Origin of the sequence: Pseudonocardia hydrocarbonoxydans (assembly GCF_006539565.1) — a bacterium.
Classification (GTDB): Bacteria; Actinomycetota; Actinomycetes; order Mycobacteriales; family Pseudonocardiaceae; genus Pseudonocardia; species Pseudonocardia hydrocarbonoxydans.
In genome coordinates this window covers 12,185-29,534 of the sequence record NZ_BJNG01000053.1, presented here as the reverse complement: position 1 = coordinate 29,534, position 17,350 = coordinate 12,185, and the positions used below count along the sequence as shown (strand labels likewise).

At 71.3% G+C, this 17,350-nt stretch carries 15 protein-coding genes and 2 tRNA genes; 5 read left to right on the top strand and 12 right to left on the bottom strand.

The features are described 5' to 3' along the window. On the top strand, positions 1-1,158 hold a 1,158-nt coding region (locus PHY01_RS24705), incomplete at its 5' end, for an IS256 family transposase (RefSeq protein ID WP_141282441.1). Here PHY01_RS24705 and PHY01_RS28045 read toward each other — a convergent pair. From PHY01_RS28045 to dnaA, 12 genes are all read right to left on the bottom strand, one after another. Then, positions 1,118-2,350, bottom strand: coding sequence for a site-specific integrase (locus PHY01_RS28045; protein WP_141282439.1), 1,233 nt, complete (start codon positions 2,348-2,350; stop codon positions 1,118-1,120). The two genes, PHY01_RS24705 and PHY01_RS28045, sit on opposite strands and share 41 nt — an antisense overlap. An 81-nt stretch (positions 2,351-2,431) precedes the next feature. Continuing rightward, positions 2,432-2,507, bottom strand: a tRNA-Ala gene (locus tag PHY01_RS24695). 25 nt (positions 2,508-2,532) lie between these two features. Continuing rightward, positions 2,533-2,646: a DLW-39 family protein gene (locus tag PHY01_RS27270; protein ID WP_218030329.1), complete on the bottom strand. Its 114-nt coding sequence runs from the start codon at positions 2,644-2,646 to the stop codon at positions 2,533-2,535. A 38-nt stretch (positions 2,647-2,684) separates the two neighbouring features. Then, positions 2,685-2,758: transfer RNA gene (locus PHY01_RS24690), tRNA-Ile, on the bottom strand. A gap of 52 nt (positions 2,759-2,810) precedes the next feature. Beyond that, positions 2,811-3,755, bottom strand: coding sequence for a DUF3566 domain-containing protein (locus tag PHY01_RS28305; RefSeq protein WP_246086135.1), 945 nt, complete (start codon positions 3,753-3,755; stop codon positions 2,811-2,813). Positions 3,756-3,808: 53 nt separating this feature from the next. Further along, positions 3,809-6,307 (bottom strand): DNA gyrase subunit A, encoded by a 2,499-nt coding sequence (gene gyrA, locus PHY01_RS24680; RefSeq protein WP_141282448.1) that lies wholly within the window; start codon positions 6,305-6,307, stop codon positions 3,809-3,811. Positions 6,308-6,344: 37 nt separating this feature from the next. Further along, a complete protein-coding gene (gyrB, locus tag PHY01_RS24675; RefSeq protein ID WP_141282438.1) occupies positions 6,345-8,327 on the bottom strand; it encodes a DNA topoisomerase (ATP-hydrolyzing) subunit B in 1,983 nt (660 codons plus the stop codon). Between the two features lie 258 nt (positions 8,328-8,585). Then, complete coding sequence (locus PHY01_RS24670; protein WP_307723987.1) at positions 8,586-8,912, bottom strand: DciA family protein; 327 nt, start codon at positions 8,910-8,912, stop codon at positions 8,586-8,588. Positions 8,913-9,260: 348 nt separating this feature from the next. Then, positions 9,261-10,391, bottom strand: coding sequence for a DNA replication/repair protein RecF (gene recF / locus PHY01_RS24665; RefSeq protein ID WP_141282434.1), 1,131 nt, complete (start codon positions 10,389-10,391; stop codon positions 9,261-9,263). Continuing rightward, positions 10,391-11,335 carry a phosphogluconate dehydrogenase (NAD(+)-dependent, decarboxylating) gene (gene gnd, locus PHY01_RS24660; RefSeq protein WP_141282432.1) on the bottom strand — a complete coding sequence of 315 codons (945 nt, stop codon included), beginning with the start codon at positions 11,333-11,335 and terminating at the stop codon, positions 10,391-10,393. The genes recF and gnd overlap by 1 nt, the downstream gene beginning before the upstream one ends. Positions 11,336-11,379: 44 nt before the next feature. Continuing rightward, positions 11,380-12,546 (bottom strand): DNA polymerase III subunit beta, encoded by a 1,167-nt coding sequence (gene dnaN / locus PHY01_RS24655; RefSeq protein ID WP_141282430.1) that lies wholly within the window; start codon positions 12,544-12,546, stop codon positions 11,380-11,382. Positions 12,547-13,298: 752 nt separating this feature from the next. Further along, positions 13,299-14,975: a chromosomal replication initiator protein DnaA gene (gene dnaA, locus PHY01_RS24650; protein ID WP_141282428.1), complete on the bottom strand. Its 1,677-nt coding sequence runs from the start codon at positions 14,973-14,975 to the stop codon at positions 13,299-13,301. Between the two features lie 431 nt (positions 14,976-15,406). Here dnaA and rpmH point away from each other — a divergent pair, with 431 nt between their 5' ends. The 4 genes from rpmH to yidC are packed head-to-tail and all read left to right on the top strand — an operon-like array spanning position 15,407 to position 17,316. Then, the gene (gene rpmH / locus PHY01_RS24645) at positions 15,407-15,550 is read left to right on the top strand and encodes a 50S ribosomal protein L34 (RefSeq protein ID WP_141282425.1); all 144 of its coding nucleotides are present in this window, start codon (positions 15,407-15,409) and stop codon (positions 15,548-15,550) included. Positions 15,551-15,563: 13 nt separating this feature from the next. Beyond that, positions 15,564-15,941: a ribonuclease P protein component gene (rnpA, locus tag PHY01_RS24640; RefSeq protein ID WP_141282423.1), complete on the top strand. Its 378-nt coding sequence runs from the start codon at positions 15,564-15,566 to the stop codon at positions 15,939-15,941. Next, a complete protein-coding gene (yidD, locus tag PHY01_RS24635) occupies positions 15,938-16,198 on the top strand; it encodes a membrane protein insertion efficiency factor YidD (RefSeq protein WP_141282421.1) in 261 nt (86 codons plus the stop codon). The genes rnpA and yidD overlap by 4 nt, the downstream gene beginning before the upstream one ends. Further along, positions 16,192-17,316, top strand: a complete 1,125-nt coding sequence (yidC, locus tag PHY01_RS24630) for a membrane protein insertase YidC (RefSeq protein WP_141282419.1) — start codon at positions 16,192-16,194, stop codon at positions 17,314-17,316. Before yidD ends, yidC begins: the two co-directional genes overlap by 7 nt. The last annotated feature ends 34 nt before the right edge of the window (positions 17,317-17,350 follow it).

Here is a 17,350-nt window from a genome sequence, read left to right as displayed (position 1 = left end):
CTGAAGCTGTTTACGAAGAATGTGCTGGAAACGGCGCTCAATGAGGAGATGACCGAGCATCTCGGGCACGCCAAGAACCAGGCGACCCCGGAGCGGGACTCCACGAACGTGCGGAACGGGTCGCGGTCGAAGACGGTGCTCTCGGATGCCGCTGGCGAAGTCGAGATCGATGTGCCGCGGGATCGTGAGAGCACCTTCGAGCCTCAGATCGTGAAGAAGCGGCAACGGCGCCTCGCCAACGTGGATGAGATCGTGCTCTCGCTCTACGCGAAGGGAATGACCACTGGGGAGATCTCCGCGCATTTTGCCGACATCTACGGGGCGTCGGTGTCGAAGGAGACGGTCTCACGGATCACCGACAAAGTCGTCGCTGAGATGAACGACTGGGCCGGCCGTCCGCTCGACGCGGTGTACGCGGCGGTGTTCATCGACGCCATCCACGTGAAGGTCCGGGACGGGCAGGTCGCCAACCGGCCGGTCTACGCCGCCATCGGGGTCACCGTGGACGGCTGCAAGGACGTGCTGGGGCTGTGGATGGGCGTCGGCGGCGAGGGCGCGAAGTTCTGGATGAGCGTCCTGGTCGACTTGAAGAACCGCGGCGTGCGCGACGTGCTGTTCCTGGTCTGCGACGGCCTGAAAGGTCTACCGGAGGTGGTGGCGAACGTGTGGCCGCAAACCATCGTGCAAACCTGCATCGTGCACCTGATCCGGAACACTTTCCGCCTAGTCGGTCGACAGGACTGGGATGCGGTGAAACGCGACATCAAACCGATCTATGCCGCGCCCAGCCCGGACGCAGCACTCGTCGCCATGGACGAGCTCGAGGAGAAATGGGGTCGCAAGTACGGGGCGATGATCCGGCTCTGGCGTAGCGCTTGGGAAGAATTCGTGCCGTTCCTGGACTACGACGTAGAGATACGTCGGGTGATCTGCTCCACGAACGCAATTGAGTCACTCAACGCCCGCTATCGGCGGGCCGTCCGAGCGCGAGGCCATTTCCCGACCGAGCAGGCTGCGATGAAGTGCCTGTACCTTGTGACTCGCAGCCTGGACCCGACCGGGAAGGGCCGCACCAAGTGGACGATGCGGTGGAAGCCTGTGATCAACGCATTTGCCATCACGTTCGGTGACCGATGGCCGGGAGCCGAGACCTACTGACAACGACGCCGGAAACACCGATCACGAGACAGACCCCTGAGTAGTGCCGAAGCGCGTGCAGGTGGCTGTCGATGCCGAGCTCAGCGCACATCCGGGCGTAGCGGTGGGTCACACCACTCGGATCGCATGGACGGTCGAACTCGGGGCGATAGGAGAACAGGAACGCATCGGGGCGGGGCCCAGTGGCCGTCTGGCGGCACAGGGCCGAGTACCGGTCGTGGTGCTCGGTCAGCACCTCCACCGTGGCCGGGTCGAGCGCGAGACGGCGCATCTGGTGCGTCTTGGTGTCCTTCTCGATGGACTGCCGGTTCACCCGCACGTAATTCCGGCGGATGGTCACCACGCCGGCGGCCAAGTCGACGTCGGACCAGCGGAGCGCGAGCAGCTCGGCCCGGCGGATGCCGGTCACCATGACCAGCCAGACCAGCGATCCCCAGGCGTCGTCCTCGGCCCACGCCGCCTCGATGATGCGAGCCGCCTGCGCGACTGTGGGCGGGTTGGGCTGCGGTGTCGGTTGCCGGGGCTTCCGCGCCAGGACCGCGGGGTTGCTCGTGATCCACTCCCACCGCTGTGCTGCGGAAAGCACGCCGCGGATCGCGAAGTGGATGCGACGGATCGTCGCCGCGGCGAGCGGGCGGCACTCGTGCGGACGGCACTCGACGACCTGGCAGCCCATGTTCGCGCAGTCGTGCGACGGGTAGCCGGCCGCCGGGGGCCGGCCCGGCCGGCGGCGGTGCTTCACCGCCCGGCACTCGTGCGGCTCGCTTGTCCGGTGCTCCAGGAACGCGGTCCCGTCGCACCGGGCGCTGCACCGCCTGAGCTCGGCGTAGAACTCCTCCAGCAGCCTCGTGGACACCTTGCCGATCGGCTCGTCGCCGAAGGCTGGATAGATGTGCACACGGGCGTAGAGCTCGTAGCTGGCGCGCGTGGTCTCCTCGATCTCGTGCGTCCGCAGCCACGCCTCCATCGCCACCCGGAAGCTGGCATTGGTCGTCGCGTGGCGCTGCTGGTCGATCTGCGCGCTGAGGCGACGGAGGATGCGACGAGCTTCGGCCTCGTCGGTCGTCGACTCGCGCAGCCGCAGCGGCTTGCCCGTCAGCGGGTCCAGGCCGGCGTAGACGATCACCTGGAACGAGTTGCCGCGGCGCCGGATCATGCCGCGCGGACGCCCCCGAGCAGGCTCTTTGGCCACGAGTAGATCGTACTCGATGCCATTGCCGATGCCATTGATCGAATCAGGCGGGCAGATCGAGGGTGTTTTAGCTGGTCAAGCTGGTGGAGACGAGGGGAATCGAACCCCTAACCCCTGCCTTGCAAAGGCAGTGCTCTGCCAATTGAGCTACGTCCCCGAGGTACTGGGAGAACAGTACCCGCTCAGCGGGTCGTGGCCTCGTGCCACAGATCGCTCTCCGACCGGGACCCGCGGATCCGGGAGAAGACCAGTGCGCCCGCGGCGAGTGCGGCGACGACGGTGAGGAACTTCTTCATCGACGGTCACATCCTGGGTGCCGGAGGAGTGTGCGGAGTGGGCCTAGGTGGATTTGAACCACCGACCTCGTCGTTATCAGCGACGCGCTCTAACCAACTGAGCTATAGGCCCCTGCGGCGGAGACGAGGTTACCCCAGCGCCTCCGGCCGCCCCGGCACCGGGGTCAGTCGCGCTCCGACAGCGTGACCTCGACGCCGCCGACCAGGTCGGCGGACACGTTGTAGACGAACGCCGCGATCGTGACGGCCACGGCGAACAGCAGGCTGTTGATCGCCCCGACGACGGCCGCGAACCCGAAGACCCGGCCCGCGCTGATCAACGGCGCGCCGCTCTGGGCCTGGCCGGAGACGAGGTCGGCGTAGGTGCCGTTGAGGCGGTCCCACACGCCGATGCCGTTGAGGACGCCGTACAGCACGCCGACCGCGACCAGCCAGACGAAGAACAGCACCACGGCGAGCACCAGCGCCAGCTTGAGCACCGACCACGGGTCGAGCCTGCGCAGCTGCAGCGCCGCCTGCCGGGGGGCCCGGCTGCGGGACGCCCGGACCGGTGCGCGTCCGGCGTCCTCGGAGCGGGCAGGCTCCGGCTCGGGGGCGCGCAGGAACGCGGTGGGGCCCTCGTCGATCAGCCCGCCGGCGGGGGCCGGCTCGCGCGGGGGGTCGTGCCGCTCAGGGCCTGCCTGCCCGGGGATGCGGCGCCACGGCGGCGGGGTGGCCGCCTCCGGCCCCGGCCCGGGCACCGGGCCCGGCGCGGGGTCCGGACCGCCGGGGCGCCGGGGCGGCGCGCCCACGGCGGCGGCCGCCGGCGGGACGGCGGCCGCGGGGACGTTCCCGTTCCCCGAGCCGTTCGCGCCCGCGTGGGCCGTGCCGTGGGACTCCCCGCCCCCGCCCTCGGCGGGCACCGGCATGTGCGCCGTCGGCGCGTCCGGCGCGGCGACGGGCACGTCGACGACCGTCTCGTCCTCCACGACCGGGACCGCGCCCTCGATGTCCGGGGCGGCCGCCGACTGCTCGCCGGTGACGACCGCGGACCCGGAGCCCGGGTCCCGGCCGTCACCGGTGTCGTCGCGGTCCGGCTGCTCGTCCGGGGTACTCGTCTTGTCGCTCACGAGGTGGAGATCTCCTCGGTACTCGGGTTCCGCGGGTGCGCGGGCGGTGCGGGTCAGGACCCGCCGGTGACCTCGGCGTCGTCGGCGTCGTCCTCGGCGTTGCGCGCGACGGCCAGCAGCGTGGCGGTCTCGCCGAGGTTCATCAGCCGCACTCCCTTGGTCTGCCGGCCCGCCTTGCGCACTTCCCGGGCCGACGTCCGGATCACCCCTCCGGTGGAGGTGATCGCATACAGCTCGTCGTCGATCCCGACGATGAGCGCACCCACCAGCGTGCCACGGCGGCGGTCGTACTGGAGCGTCAGCACGCCCTTGCCGCCGCGCCCCTGCACCGGGTAGTCCTCGATGGGCGTGCGCTTGGCGTAACCACCTGTGGTGGCGACCAGGACGAACCGGTCGTCCTGGACCACGCCGAGCGAGAGCAGCCGGTCGCCGGCGTTGAACCGCATCCCCAGCACCCCGGACGTGGCGCGGCCCATCGGGCGCAGCACCTCGTCGCTCGCGGTGAACCGGATCGACTGGCCCTCGGCGGAGACCAGCAGCAGGTCGTCGTCGGCGGAGCAGAGCACCGCGCCGACCAGCTCGTCGTCCTCGCGCAGGTTGATGCCGATCAGGCCGCCGACGCGGGGCGAGTCGAAGTCGGTGAGCCGGGACTTCTTGACCAGGCCGGTGCGGGTGGCGAGCACCAGGTACGGCGAGACCTCGTAGTTCTTGATCTGCATGACCTGGGCGATGTGCTCGTCGGGCTGGAACGCGAGCAGGTTGGCCACGTGCTGGCCGCGCGCGTTGCGGTTGGCCTCGGGCAGCTCGTAGCCCTTGAGCCGGTAGACCCGGCCCTTGTTGGTGAAGAACAGCATCCAGTCGTGCGTGGAGCAGACGAAGAAGTGGGCGACGATGTCGTCCTGCTTCAACGTCGCGCCCTGCACGCCCTTGCCGCCGCGCTTCTGCGCCCGGTACAGGTCGGTCTTGGTGCGCTTCGCATAGCCGGTCTGGGTGATCGTGACGACGATGTCCTCGACGGCGATGAGGTCCTCGTTGGTCACGTCGCCGTCGTCGGCCACGAACTGCGTGCGTCGCTCGTCGCCGTGCTTCTCGACGATCTCGACGAGCTCGTCGCGCACGATCTGCCGCTGCCGCTCGGGGCGGTCGAGGATGTCCTGCAGGTCGGCGATCGTGCGCTCGATCTCGGCCAGCTCGTCGATGATCTTCTGGCGCTCCAGTGCGGCGAGGCGCCGCAGCTGCATGTCCAGGATCGCCTGGGCCTGGATCTCGTCGACGTCGAGGAGCTCCATCAGGCCCGTGCGGGCGACCTCGACGGTCTCCGACGCGCGGATCAGCGCGATGACCTCGTCGAGGGCGTCGAGCGCCTTGACGTAGCCGCGCAGGATGTGGGCCCGCTCCTCGGCCTTGCGCAGCCGGTAGCGGGTGCGCCGGACGATGACCTCGATCTGGTGGCGGATGTAGTGCCGCACCATCTGGTCCAGGCGCAGGGTGCGCGGCACGCCGTCGACGATCGAGAGCATGTTGACGCCGAACCCGTACTGCAGCTGGGTGTGCTTGTAGAGGTTATTGAGCACCACCTTCGCCACGGCGTCGCGCTTGAGGGTGATGACGATCCGCATGCCGATGCGGTCGGAACTCTCGTCGTTGATCTCGGCGATGCCGGCGAGCTTGCCGTCGCGGTGCTGGGTGGCGATCGACTCGATCAGGTTGTCCGGGTTGACCTGGTAGGGCAGCTCGGTGGCGACGAGGATGGTGCGCCCCTTGGCGTCCTCCTCGACCTCCACGACCGCCCGCATCCGCACCGACCCGCGGCCGGTGCGGTAGGCCGACTCGATTCCGTCGCGGCCGACGATCAGGCCGGCGGTCGGGAAGTCCGGGCCCTTGATCCGCTCCATCAGCGCGGCGAGGGTCTCCTCGTCGGAGGCCTCCCAGTTGTCCAGCGCCCACACCACGCCCGCGCCGACCTCGCGCAGGTTGTGCGGCGGGATGTTGGTGGCCATGCCGACCGCGATGCCGGAGCTGCCGTTGATCAGCAGGTTCGGCACCCGCGACGGCAGGACGTCGGGCTCCTGGCTCTTGCCGTCGTAGTTGTCGGAGAAGTCGACGGTGTCTTCTTCGATGTCCTGCAGCATCGCCATCGCCAGCGGCGACAGGCGGCACTCGGTGTACCGCATGGCCGCGGCCGGGTCGTTGCCGCGGGAGCCGAAGTTGCCCTGCCCGTCGATCAGCGGGTAGCGCATCGACCACGGCTGGGCCAGCCGCACCAGCGCGTCGTAGATCGAGCTGTCGCCGTGCGGGTGGTAGTTGCCCATCACCTCGCCGACGACGCGCGCGCACTTCACGTAGCTGCGGTCGGGGCGGAAGTTGTTCTCGCCCATCGAGTACAGGACGCGCCGGTGCACCGGCTTGAGGCCGTCCTCGACCAGTGGCAGGGCACGGCCGACGATGACGCTCATCGCGTAGTCGATGTAGGAGCGCTGCATCTCCTGCTGGATGTCGACCGGCTCCATGCGGTCGCCTCCGCCGGAGGCCGGGGGCAGCGTGGGGTCCAGGGTGTCTGTCACTGGGGTTCCTTCCGCGGTTCTCGGACTAGACGTCCAAGAAGCGCACGTCCTTGGCGTTGCGGGTGATGAACGACCGGCGCGACTCGACGTCCTCGCCCATCAGCACCGAGAACAGCTCGTCGGCGGTGGCGGCGTCGTCGAGGGTGACCCGCAGCAGGACCCGGTGGGCCGGGTCCATCGTGGTCTCCCACAGCTCCTTGGCGTTCATCTCGCCCAGGCCCTTGTAGCGCTGGATGCCCTCGTCCTTCGGGACCTTCTTGCCGGCCTCGCGGCCGGCCGCGAGCAGGCCCTGCAGCTCGCGGTCGGAGTAGGCGAACTCCGGCTCCGCGCCGCGGCCACCCCACTTGATCTTGTAGAGCGGCGGCTGGGCCAGGAAGACGTGCCCGTGCTCGACGAGCGGGCGCATGAAGCGGAACAGCAGCGTGAGCAGCAGGGTGCGGATGTGCTGGCCGTCGACGTCGGCGTCGGCCATCAGCACGACCTTGTGGTAGCGCAGCTTGCTCAGGTCGAACTCGTCGTGGATGCCGGTGCCCAGCGCGGTGATGATCGCCTGGACCTCGGTGTTCTTCAGGACGCGGTCGATCCGGGCCTTCTCGACGTTGATGATCTTGCCGCGGATCGGCAGGATCGCCTGGAACATCGAGTCGCGGCCGCTCTTGGCCGAGCCCCCCGCCGAGTCGCCCTCGACGATGTAGACCTCGGACCGGACGGGGTCGGTGGAGCGGCAGTCGGCCAGCTTGCCCGGCAGTCCGCCGATGTCGGTGGCGCTCTTGCGCCGCACCAGCTCGCGCGCCTTGCGCGCCGCCGCGCGGGCCTGGGCCGACTGCACCGACTTGTTGACGATGATCTTCGCCTCGGCCGGGTTGCGCTCGAACCAGTCGGTGAGCCACTCGTTGCTCACCCGCTGCACGAACGACTTGACCTCGGTGTTGCCCAGCTTGGTCTTCGTCTGCCCCTCGAACTGGGGCTCCTTGACCTTCACCGAGACGATCGCGGCCAGCCCCTCCCGGATGTCGTCGCCCGAGAGCGCCGGGTCCTTGTCCTTGAGCAGCTTCTGCGCCCGCGCGTAGCGGTTGACCGTGCTGGTGAGCGCGGAGCGGAAGCCCTCCTCGTGGGTGCCGCCCTCGTGGGTGTTGATGGTGTTGGCGAAGGTGTAGACCGACTCGGTGTAGCCGGAGTTCCACTGCATCGCCACCTCCAGCGCGTGGCCGTCGGCCTCGCCGGAGAACGACACCAGCTTCTTGTGGATCGGGTCCTTCGACTTGTTCAGGTGCGCGACGAAGTCCTCGAGCCCGTTGGGGTAGCAGTAGACGTTCTCGACCGTCTTCGCCACGTAGCCCTCGGCGTCGGGCTCCTCGGCGTCGTGGTTGGCCTCCCCGTTGCGCTCGTCGCGCAGGACCATCGTGAGGCCCTTGTTGAGGAAGGCCATCTCCTGCAGCCGGCGACGGATCGTCTCCAGGTTGTAGGTGGTGGTCTCGAAGATGTCCGGGTCGGCCCAGTAGGTGATCGACGAGCCGGTCCTGGTGGTGGCCTCGCCCTTGCGCAGCGGGCCGGGGATCGAGCGCGCGTAGTGCTGGCGCCACACGAAACCGTCGGTGTGGATCTCCGCGTCGAGCGCGACCGACAGCGCGTTGACCACGGACACGCCGACGCCGTGCAGTCCGCCGGACACCGCGTAGGAGTCGCTGTCGAACTTGCCGCCGGCGTGCAGCATCGTCAGCACCATCTCGATGGCGGGCTTCTTCTCCACCGGGTGCATGCCGACCGGGATGCCGCGGCCGTCGTCGACGACGCGCACGCCGCCGTCCTCCTGCAGGGTGACCTCGACGCGCGTGGCGTGCCCGGCCATCGCCTCGTCGACCGCGTTGTCGACGACCTCCCAGATCAGGTGGTGCAGGCCGCGCTCACCGGTGGACCCGATGTACATACCGGGCCGTTTGCGGACGGCCTCCAGGCCCTCCAGGACCGTGATCGACGATGCGCTGTAACCGTTCTTCTGCTCCGGCACGGGCCGTCTGTCTCCTCGCTGCACCAGCCCGGGCCGCGGGGAGATCGGCCGGGCGTTCGACCGGGCCCGGCGGGGCACCCGGAAACACTCTCTCCATCGTACCGGGGCGTTCCGACAGAACGGCGGCTAGGACCCGCCCAGATGGCCCACAGAACGCCGAACAGTCACCGCATCGAGTCCGGCGGCACGAGTGGGGGTCGAGCGGCGCCTGCGGCGACGTCATGTCGCCCTGAGCGGACACAGAAGCGTTCGGGCTGCTCAGCCGTAGGTGTCGCGGGGTCCGCGGCCCCGGACGGTCCGTGGGCCGTGCCGCCACGTCGGGCCGCTCGGCCCGACCACCCGGATCCGCCGCACCACGTCCTTGCCGACGGCCGCGGCCAGGCGCGCGAGCAGCTGGCGCTGCAGCGTCCGCAGCTGCGTGGCCCACGCCGTCGACTCCGCCTGGAGCACCAGCTCCCCCTCGCGCAGGGATACCGGTGTGCAGTGGTCGGCGATGTCGGGGCCGACGAGCTGGGGCCAGCGGCCCAGCACGGTGGCGTCGGTGAGCCGGGGCGACCACCCGCGGTCCAGCGACACCCGCGACACGACCCGGCCGAACGGCTGCGGGTCGCGCTCGTCGGGGCCGGGGCCCGACCATCGTCGACGTCGCCCGCTGCGCCCGGTCGACCGCGTTCCGCGACGCTCCGCCGCACGGTGGGCCGACCGCTCCGCCGACGCCTCGCGTGCCGCCCGCAGCGCCTCCCGCGCGATGTCCGATCCACGTCCGCCGTGCGACGAACCGTCATCCCCAGGGCTGGGGACAACCTCACGCGATCCGGCCGCGCCGGACGGTTCACCGGGCACGGTCGACGGTCGTTCGGGCCGCTCATCACCAGTCCGGGCGGAGTTATCCACAGTATCCACAACCTTGTCCACAGCCGCTCGGGTTCGCGGTCACGTCCCTGACGAGCCGGTTCGCGTCCCGGCCCTCACCTCTCCGCCGCCCACCGCGAGCCGTACCCCGTCCAGACCCTCCGGGACGTCCTCGGCCACCGCGGCGGTGACGAGCACCTGCTCGGCGCGCCGGGCGACGTCGGCGAGCGCCCGGCGGCGCCGCTCGTCGAGCTCGGCGAACACGTCGTCGAGGATCAGGACCGGCTCGACGTCGTCGGCGCACAGCAGCCGGTAGGAGCCCAGCCGCAGCGCCAGCGCCAGCGCCCAGGACTCGCCGTGGCTCGCGTAGCCCTTCGCCGGGCCCGGGCCGAGCTGCAGGTCGAGGTCCTCGCGGTGCGGGCCGACCAGGCACACCCCGCGCTCCACCTCCTGGCGCCGGACCCGGGCCAGCTCGTCGAGGAGCAGCGGTTCCAGCTCGGCGCCCACGGCCGGCAGCTCCCCCGGCACGCTGGAGCGGTAGCGCAGCGCGATCGGGTCCGAGGTCGGGGCGACCTCGGCGAAGGACTCCACGGTGTACGGGGCCAGCGCGGCCACCAGCTCCAGCCGGCCCGCCAGCAGGGCGGCGCCGGTGCGGGCCAGGTGTCCGTCCCAGACATCGAGGGTGGAGAGGTCGGCGCGGCCGTTGCGGGCGGTCTTGAGCAGCGCCGAGCGCTGCTTGAGGACGCGGTCGTAGTCGGAGCGGACCGCGGCGTAGCGCGGGTGGCGGATCGTCAGCAGCTCGTCGAGGAACCGCCGGCGCTCCCCCGGGTCGCCGCGCACCAGCGCGAGGTCCTCGGGCGCGAACAGCACGGTGCGCAGGATCCCCAGGACGTCGCGGGGGCGCGGGACCGGCGCCCGGTTCACCCGGGCCCGGTTGGCCCGTCCCGAGGCGATCTCCAGCTCGACGTGCAGCTCGCGCCCGTGGTGCACCACCGACCCGCGCACGATCGCCCGCTCGGCCCCGCGGCGGATCAGCGGGGCGTCGGCGGCGACGCGGTGCGAGCCGAGCGTCGCCAGGTAGCCGGCGGCCTCGACGAGGTTGGTCTTGCCCACCCCGTTCGGCCCGACCAGCACGGTGACACCCGGTCCGATATCCAGGTCGGCCGACTCCCAGGACCGGAAGTCGGTGACGGACAGGCGGCGCAGGTGCACTAGCTCTGGGTGGAACCGGTGCCCGAGCTGGGGCCCGCGTGCTCCCCGGGGGCGCCGGCCGGACCCGCGGCGCGCACGGCGTGCCCGCCGAACTGCTGGCGCAGCGCCGCGACCGCGCGCATCGCGGGCGAGGAGTCCTGCCGCGAGGCGAACCGGGCGAACAGCGCGGCCGAGATCACCGGGAGCGGCACCGCGTGCGTGATCGCCTCCTCGATGGTCCAGCGGCCCTCGCCCGAGTCGTCGACGTAGTCGTCGAGCTTCGCCAGCTTCGCGTCGTCCTTCAGCGCGAGGACGAGCAGGTCCAGCAGCCAGGAGCGGACGACCGTGCCGCGCGACCAGGCCTGCAGCACCGCGGGCACGTCGGTGACGAGGTCGGTGGCCGACAGCAGCTCGAAGCCCTCGGCGTAGGCCTGCATGAGGCCGTACTCGATGCCGTTGTGGACCATCTTCGAGAAGTGCCCGGCGCCGACGGGCCCGGCGTGCGCGAAGCCCTCCTCGCGCGGCCCCTCCGGCCGCAGCGCGTCGAAGATCGGCATCGCCAGCTCGACGTGCGCCGCGTCGCCCCCGGCCATCAGGCCGTAGCCGTTGTCCTTGCCCCAGATGCCGCCGGACACGCCGCAGTCGAGGTAGCCGATCCCCTTCGCGTCCAACAGCGCGGCGTTGGGGGCGTCGTCGGTGTAGCGGGAGTTGCCGCCGTCGATCACCAGGTCGCCGGGCGCCAGCACCTCGGACAGGGCTTGGACGACCCCGCGCGTCGGGTCGCCGGAGGGCACCATCACCCAGACGACGCGCGGCGCGCTCAGCGCGGCGGCGAGCGAGGCCAGCGAGTCGACGTCGGTGACCTCGGGCCGCGGGTCGAACCCGACGACCTCGTGTCCGGCGGCGCGCAGGCGGTCACGCATGTTGCCGCCCATCTTGCCCAGACCGATGAGTCCGAGTTGCACGGTCGCTCTCCTGGTTCTCGGGGTGACGCCGCGGTCCGGGCTGCTCAGCCGGGGAGGCGGACGGGCATCAACAGGTGCAGGTATCCGGGGACGGCGTCTGCGCCGCCGCCGCCGCTGTCGTCGCCGGCGGGCGGCGCGGGGACCGGGCGGACGAGCGCGGGTCGGTTCGGCGTGGTGAACGTCAGCTGCGCGCGGTCGGTGTGCAGCGCGCCGAGCGAGTCGAGCAGGTAGCTCGGGTTGAACGCGATCGTCAGCGGGGCGCCGTCGAGCTCGCAGGGGAGCTCCTCCTCGGCGCTGCCGACCTCGTCGCCGCCCGCCGCGAGGCGCAGCCCGTCCTCGCCGAACTCCATCCGCACCTGGGCGACGCGGTCGGTGACCAGCTGCACGCGCTTGATCGCCTCGACCAGCGGCGCGACCTCGAGCACCGCGGCGCTCGTGTGCTCGGCCGGGATGAGCTGGCGGAAGCGGGGGAACTCCGCGTCGAGCAGGCGGGTGGTGGCCCGGCGGCCACCGCCGGTGATGCCGAGCATCCCGTCCCCCGCGGACAGCGAGATCTCGACGCGCCCGGCACCGGCGAGCGACTTCGCGACGTCGGAGAGCGTCTTCGCGGGGATCAGCACCGCGACCGAGCCCGTCGCCAGGTCCTCGCCGGGCTCCCAGTCCAGCTCCCGGACCGCGAGCCGGAACCGGTCGGTGGCCGCGAGGGTGAGCCGGCTGCCCTCGATCTCCAGCCGGATGCCAGTGAGCATCGGCAGCGTGTCGTCGCGACCGGCCGCCACCGCCACCTGGGCCACGGCCTCGGCGAGGTCGGTGCCCGCGACGGTGCCCGCGTGCTGGGGCATCGCGGGCAGCTGCGGGTAGTCCTCGACCGGCATCGTGGGGAGGCTGAACCGGCTGTTGCCGCAGTTGATCGTCGCGCGCGCCCCGTCGACGACGAGGTCGACCGGCTTCGAGGGCAGCGCGCGGGTGATGTCGGCCAGCAGGCGGCCCGACACGAGCACCCGGCCCGGGTCGCCGATCGTCGCGTCGAGCTCGACGCGCGCGGAGGTCTCGTAGTCGAACCCGGAGACCGTCAGCCGGTCGCCGTCGCCCCCGCTGCTCGCCTCGACCAGCACCCCGCCGAGCACGGGGACCGGCGGCCGCGCCGGGAGGCTGCGCGCCACCCACGCGGCGGCGTCGGCCAGGACGTCGCGTTCGACCCGGAACTTCATGGCGGGGACCTCTCGCGGGCGGGGAAGGACTCACCGGTCGGACGGGAAGCCGGGAGGAGCACCACCGTAGAGCCTCCCGGCGGCGGGTGTCATCCCGCCCGGAGGCGGCCCCGCCGGGGGTCGATCCACACGCTTGTTCTTCTTGTAGTTCATGAAGAAGAGAGATCCAGCAGTAGTACTCACACCTGTGTGTTGTGTGGATGGAGCGCATCGTCGCAGCTCAGACGGTGTGGCGTCCTGTGGACCCGGCCATGGGACGGCCGGGGGACACCTCGGGCACCCGGTGGACGGCCGGCGGGGCCTCCGGGTTGTCCCCCGGATGAACACCGGTTGTCCACCGATTCACGGCCGTCCGTCCACCGGTCCACGCCCGGCAATCCACAGAGTTGTCCCCAGATGTGGGTGAAAGCGTGGTCGCGCGGGGACGGAGGGCGACGGGATCGTCGCGCTCGACGTGGCCGCGTGGAGGCGGGGAACTCACGCAGTTCCCGTGCGCCTCACGACGTCAACGCTGCGTCACCACACCGGTCACGCTCCGTCCGAGATCGACGCGCCGTCCGGCGCCGAACGTCGGCCGCGCGACGCCGAACGGTCGGGTGCCGTCGGCGAATCGCCGGGGCCGGGTCCGTGGCGCGTCGCCGCCGTGAGAAGACGGCCGGCCCTCGACCGTCCCGTGGAATCGGGAGCCGGATCCGCGCGACGTGAAGGGGGCCGCGCACATCTCGCGACGATCACGGTGACCGCGGGAACGGTCAGTGGCGCGCGCGCTGCTTGATCCGCGCCGTCAGTTCCTGGACCTGTTCGAAGGTCTTGCGGCGCTGCGCGATCTCGTTGCGGATCTTCTTGTCCGCGTGCATGACGGTGGTGTGGTCGCGGCCGCCGAAGGTCTGCCCGATCCGGGGCAGCGACAGGTCGGTGAGCTCGCGGCACAGATACATGGCGATCTGGCGCGACTGGGCGAGCGCCTTGGTCTTGCCCGGCCCGCACAGCTCGTCCATCGTCACACCGAAGAACTCGGCGGTGACGCCCATGATCGTCGACGCGGTGATCTCGGAGGCGCCCGAGTCGGGGATGAGGTCGCGCAGCACGATCTCGGCGAGCTGGGTGTCGACGGGCTGGCGGTTGAGCGACGCGAACGCCGTGACCCGGATCAGCGCGCCCTCGAGCTCGCGGATGTTGCGCTCGATGCGCTCGGCGATGAAGGACAGCACGTCGTCGGGGACGGCGAGGCGGTCCTGGGCGGCCTTCTTGCGCAGGATCGCGATGCGCGTCTCCAGCTCGGGCGGCTGGATGTCGGTGATCAGGCCCCACTCGAACCGCGTGCGCATCCGGTCCTCGAGGGTCTCCAGGCGCTTGGGCGGCCGGTCGGAGGACACGACGATCTGCTTGTTCGCGTTGTGCAGGGTGTTGAAGGTGTGGAAGAACTCCTCCTGGGTCCCCTCCTTGCCCTCCAGGAACTGGATGTCGTCGACCAGCAGCACGTCGACGTCGCGGTAGCGGCGCTGGAAGGCGACCTTGCGGTCGTCGCGCAGGGAGTTGATGAAGTCGTTCGTGAACTCCTCGGTGGACACGTACCGCACGCGCATGCCGGGGAACAGCCGCTGCGCGTAGTGCCCGACGGCGTGCAGCAGGTGGGTCTTGCCCAGCCCGGAGTCGCCCCAGATGAACAGCGGGTTGTACGCCCGCGCCGGCTGCTCGGCGACCGCGACGGCGGCGGCGTGGCTGAACCGGTTCGACGCCCCGATGACGAAGGTGTCGAAGATGTACTTCTCGTTGAGGCGCGACTGCGAGCGCGGCGCGGCCGCGGGCTCGCTCGCGTGCGGCGCGGAGTAGGTGGGCCAGACGTCGGCGCGGCCGTCGCCGAGGCGGCCGTCGGGCATGCGCCCGTCGGTGGTGCGGCCCTCGGGCTGCCCCGGCTCGTCGACGCGCGGCGGCGGGTCGACGGCCAGCGGCGGGCCGGGGCGGTGGTCGGGTGTGTCGCCGTTCGCGCCGGCCACCGCGCCCGCGGTGTCGAAGCCCGCCGCGCGGACGGGCAGCGGCCCGGTGCCGTCGGCGTCGCGGCCGTCGACCGGGCGGTGCTCGCGCGGGGGCGGGCCGGTGTCGCGACCGGGCGGGTCGGGCACCTCGGTACCTCCCGACGCGGCCGAGGCGTCGACGACGACGGCGAGGTTGACGGTGACGCCGAGATGGCGGCCCAGCGCGTCGCTGATGGGCTGGCGCAGCACCCGCTCGATCGCGTTCTTGGCGAACTCGCTCGGTGCGGCGAGCAGCGCGGTGCCGTCGATGAGGCCCAGGGGGCGGGTCAGGCGCAGGAACGCGCGCTGCTGTGAGGACAGGGCCTGCAGGGAGTTGGGGCCGCCCGCGGCGCCGGAGAGATCGGCGATGACGCGGTTCCAGACCTGTCCGAGGTCGCCCGGCTGGTCAGCCACACCGACCCCCTTCCGTCCTCGATCCTCTGGCCGCGTCGGGCCGGACGGGGAGCCCATCCCCAGACTTGTCCACACCTGTGAGCAGGACCGTACGCGGGCACGCGGCACGCGACGCGTGCGGGCCCGGATGTCCCCCTCCGATGCGACCGATCCCCCCGGATCGAACTGTGAGGGGGCAAGGTAACAACACCCCACGGCTGCCACAAGCCGTCGCCGCACCGCGACCTGCGTACGGGTGACGGGGTGGTTTGACCCTCCGCGAGCGGGCTGCGTACCCTGGGCCCAGGAGTGCTGCGGGTTCCGTGTGCGCCAGCACGTCGAACAGCACGCACCACAAGTAGTCACACCGTTCCGACACCACAGCGGACGGCGGACGCGTCGCGGAAGTCCGCGTCGCAGGTCCCCGCGCCGTCGAGCATGGAGAGCCGACCGTGAGCAAGGGCAAGCGCACCTTCCAGCCGAACAACCGCCGCCGTTCGCGCACGCACGGTTTCCGGCTGCGCATGCGCACCCGCGCCGGCCGCGCGATCCTCGCCGCCCGTCGCGGCAAGGGCCGCGACAAGATCTCGGCCTGATCCGGCCCCGCCGGTGCTGCCGGCCCGATCCCGACTGACCGGTGGCGACGAGTTCGCCTCGGTCATCCGCAGGGGTCGCCGCAGCGGCCGGCCCCGGATGGTCGTTCATCTGCAGATCATGGGAGACACCGACGCCACGCCGCGCGCCGGTCTCGTCGTGAGCCGGGCCGTGGGGGGTGCCGTCGTGCGCCACCGCGTGTCCCGGCGTCTGCGCCATCTCCTCGCACCCCGGCTGGCCTCGCTGCCCGCCGGGGCATGCGTCGTGGTGCGGGCGCTGCCCCCCGCGGCGGAGGCCACCTCGGCCGAGCTGGCCGTCGACCTCGACGCGGGTCTGCGCGGCGCGCTCCGCAAGCTCCCAGGTGCCCGGCGGCCCGACGGCGTGCAGCGATGACGACCTCGCGCGCGGCCCGCCCCCTGATCGCCCTGCTGCGCGGCTACCAGACCTACGTCTCCCCCGCGTTCCCCCCCGTGTGCCGCTTCCACCCCACCTGCAGCAGCTACGCCGTGGAGGCGCTGCAGGTGCACGGGGCGCTGCGCGGTTCCTGGCTCACGCTCCGGCGCCTGCTCAAGTGCGCGCCGTGGCACCCTGGCGGTATCGACCTGGTTCCGGCCCGACCGAACCACCACGAGGAGCAAGCGCCGTGCTGAACTTCATCTACTACCCGGTCTCGTTCATCCTCTGGGCCTGGCACAAGGTGTTCGGCGCGGTCATGGGCGCCGACAACGGGATCGCCTGGGCGCTGTCGGTCGTCTTCCTCGTCTTCACCCTGCGCGCGATCCTCTACAAGCCGTTCGTCAGCCAGGTCCGCTCCATGCGCAAGATGCAGGAGTTCCAGCCGGAGATCGCCAAGCTCCGCAAGAAGTACGCGAACGACCGGCAGAAGCAGGCCGAAGAGATGCAGCGCCTGCAGAAGGACCACGGCGTCAACCCGCTGGCCGGTTGCCTCCCGGTGCTCGTGCAGGTCCCGGTGTTCATCGGCCTGTTCCAGGTACTGCGCAACTTCACCCCGCTCAACCCCGACGGGCGCACACCACGCACCGAGAACTACTTCTTCGGCCAGGACGAGGTCAACTCCTTCATCCGGGCCGACTTCTTCGGCGCCAATCTGGGCAGCTGGCCCTTCCAGCTCTGGGACGACCCGCAGGCCCTCGAGCGGGCGGGCACCTCCCTGCCGGCGATGCTGATCGTCATGATCCCGCTGATGATCGCGGCGGGCATCTTCACCCACATCACGGCCCGCCACTCGGTGGCGCGGCAGACCGCGGCGCAGGGCGAGAACCCGCAGACCGCGATCATGAACAAGCTGATGCTCTACGTCTTCCCCATCGGTGTCGTCGTCGGTGCCCCGTTCCTGCCGCTCGCGGTGCTGCTCTACTGGGTCGCCAACAACCTGTGGACGCTGGGCCAGCAGTACGTCGTCTACAAGCGCATCGACGTCGAGGAGTCGGCGGCCCGCGAGAAGGCGGTCACCGAGAGCAAGGCGCGCGCCCCCAAGCCGGGGCAGAAGCCGCTGCGGCCCGAGACCACCCCGGCCGAGCCGTCGAAGACCCCCGGGGCCAAGCCGGTCCTGCGCAAGACGCCGGCGGCCTCGACCAACGGGACCAACGGCAGCGCCGACGGCGCGCCCGCCGGTGGCGCCGCGTCCAACGGCAGCACCGCCAACGGCGCGGGCCCGAAGAGCGGCAGCTCGGCCGGTGCCGCCGCCCGCCGCGCAGGCGGGGGCGGCTCCCGCCCCCCGGCGCGCCGCAAGGGCAAGCGCCGCTGACCCACGAACCACCTGCGGTCGCCCGCGTCGGCGG

What these genes read in the sequence shown, in the direction of transcription:
- PHY01_RS27270 (WP_218030329.1), bottom strand. Translation starts at nt 2,646, where the DNA reads ATGAAGAAGTTCCTCACCGTCGTCGCCGCACTCGCCGCGGGCGCACTG.
- dnaN (WP_141282430.1), bottom strand. Translation starts at nt 12,546, where the DNA reads ATGAAGTTCCGGGTCGAACGCGACGTCCTGGCCGACGCCGCCGCGTGG.
- yidD (WP_141282421.1), top strand. Translation starts at nt 15,938, where the DNA reads ATGACGACCTCGCGCGCGGCCCGCCCCCTGATCGCCCTGCTGCGCGGC.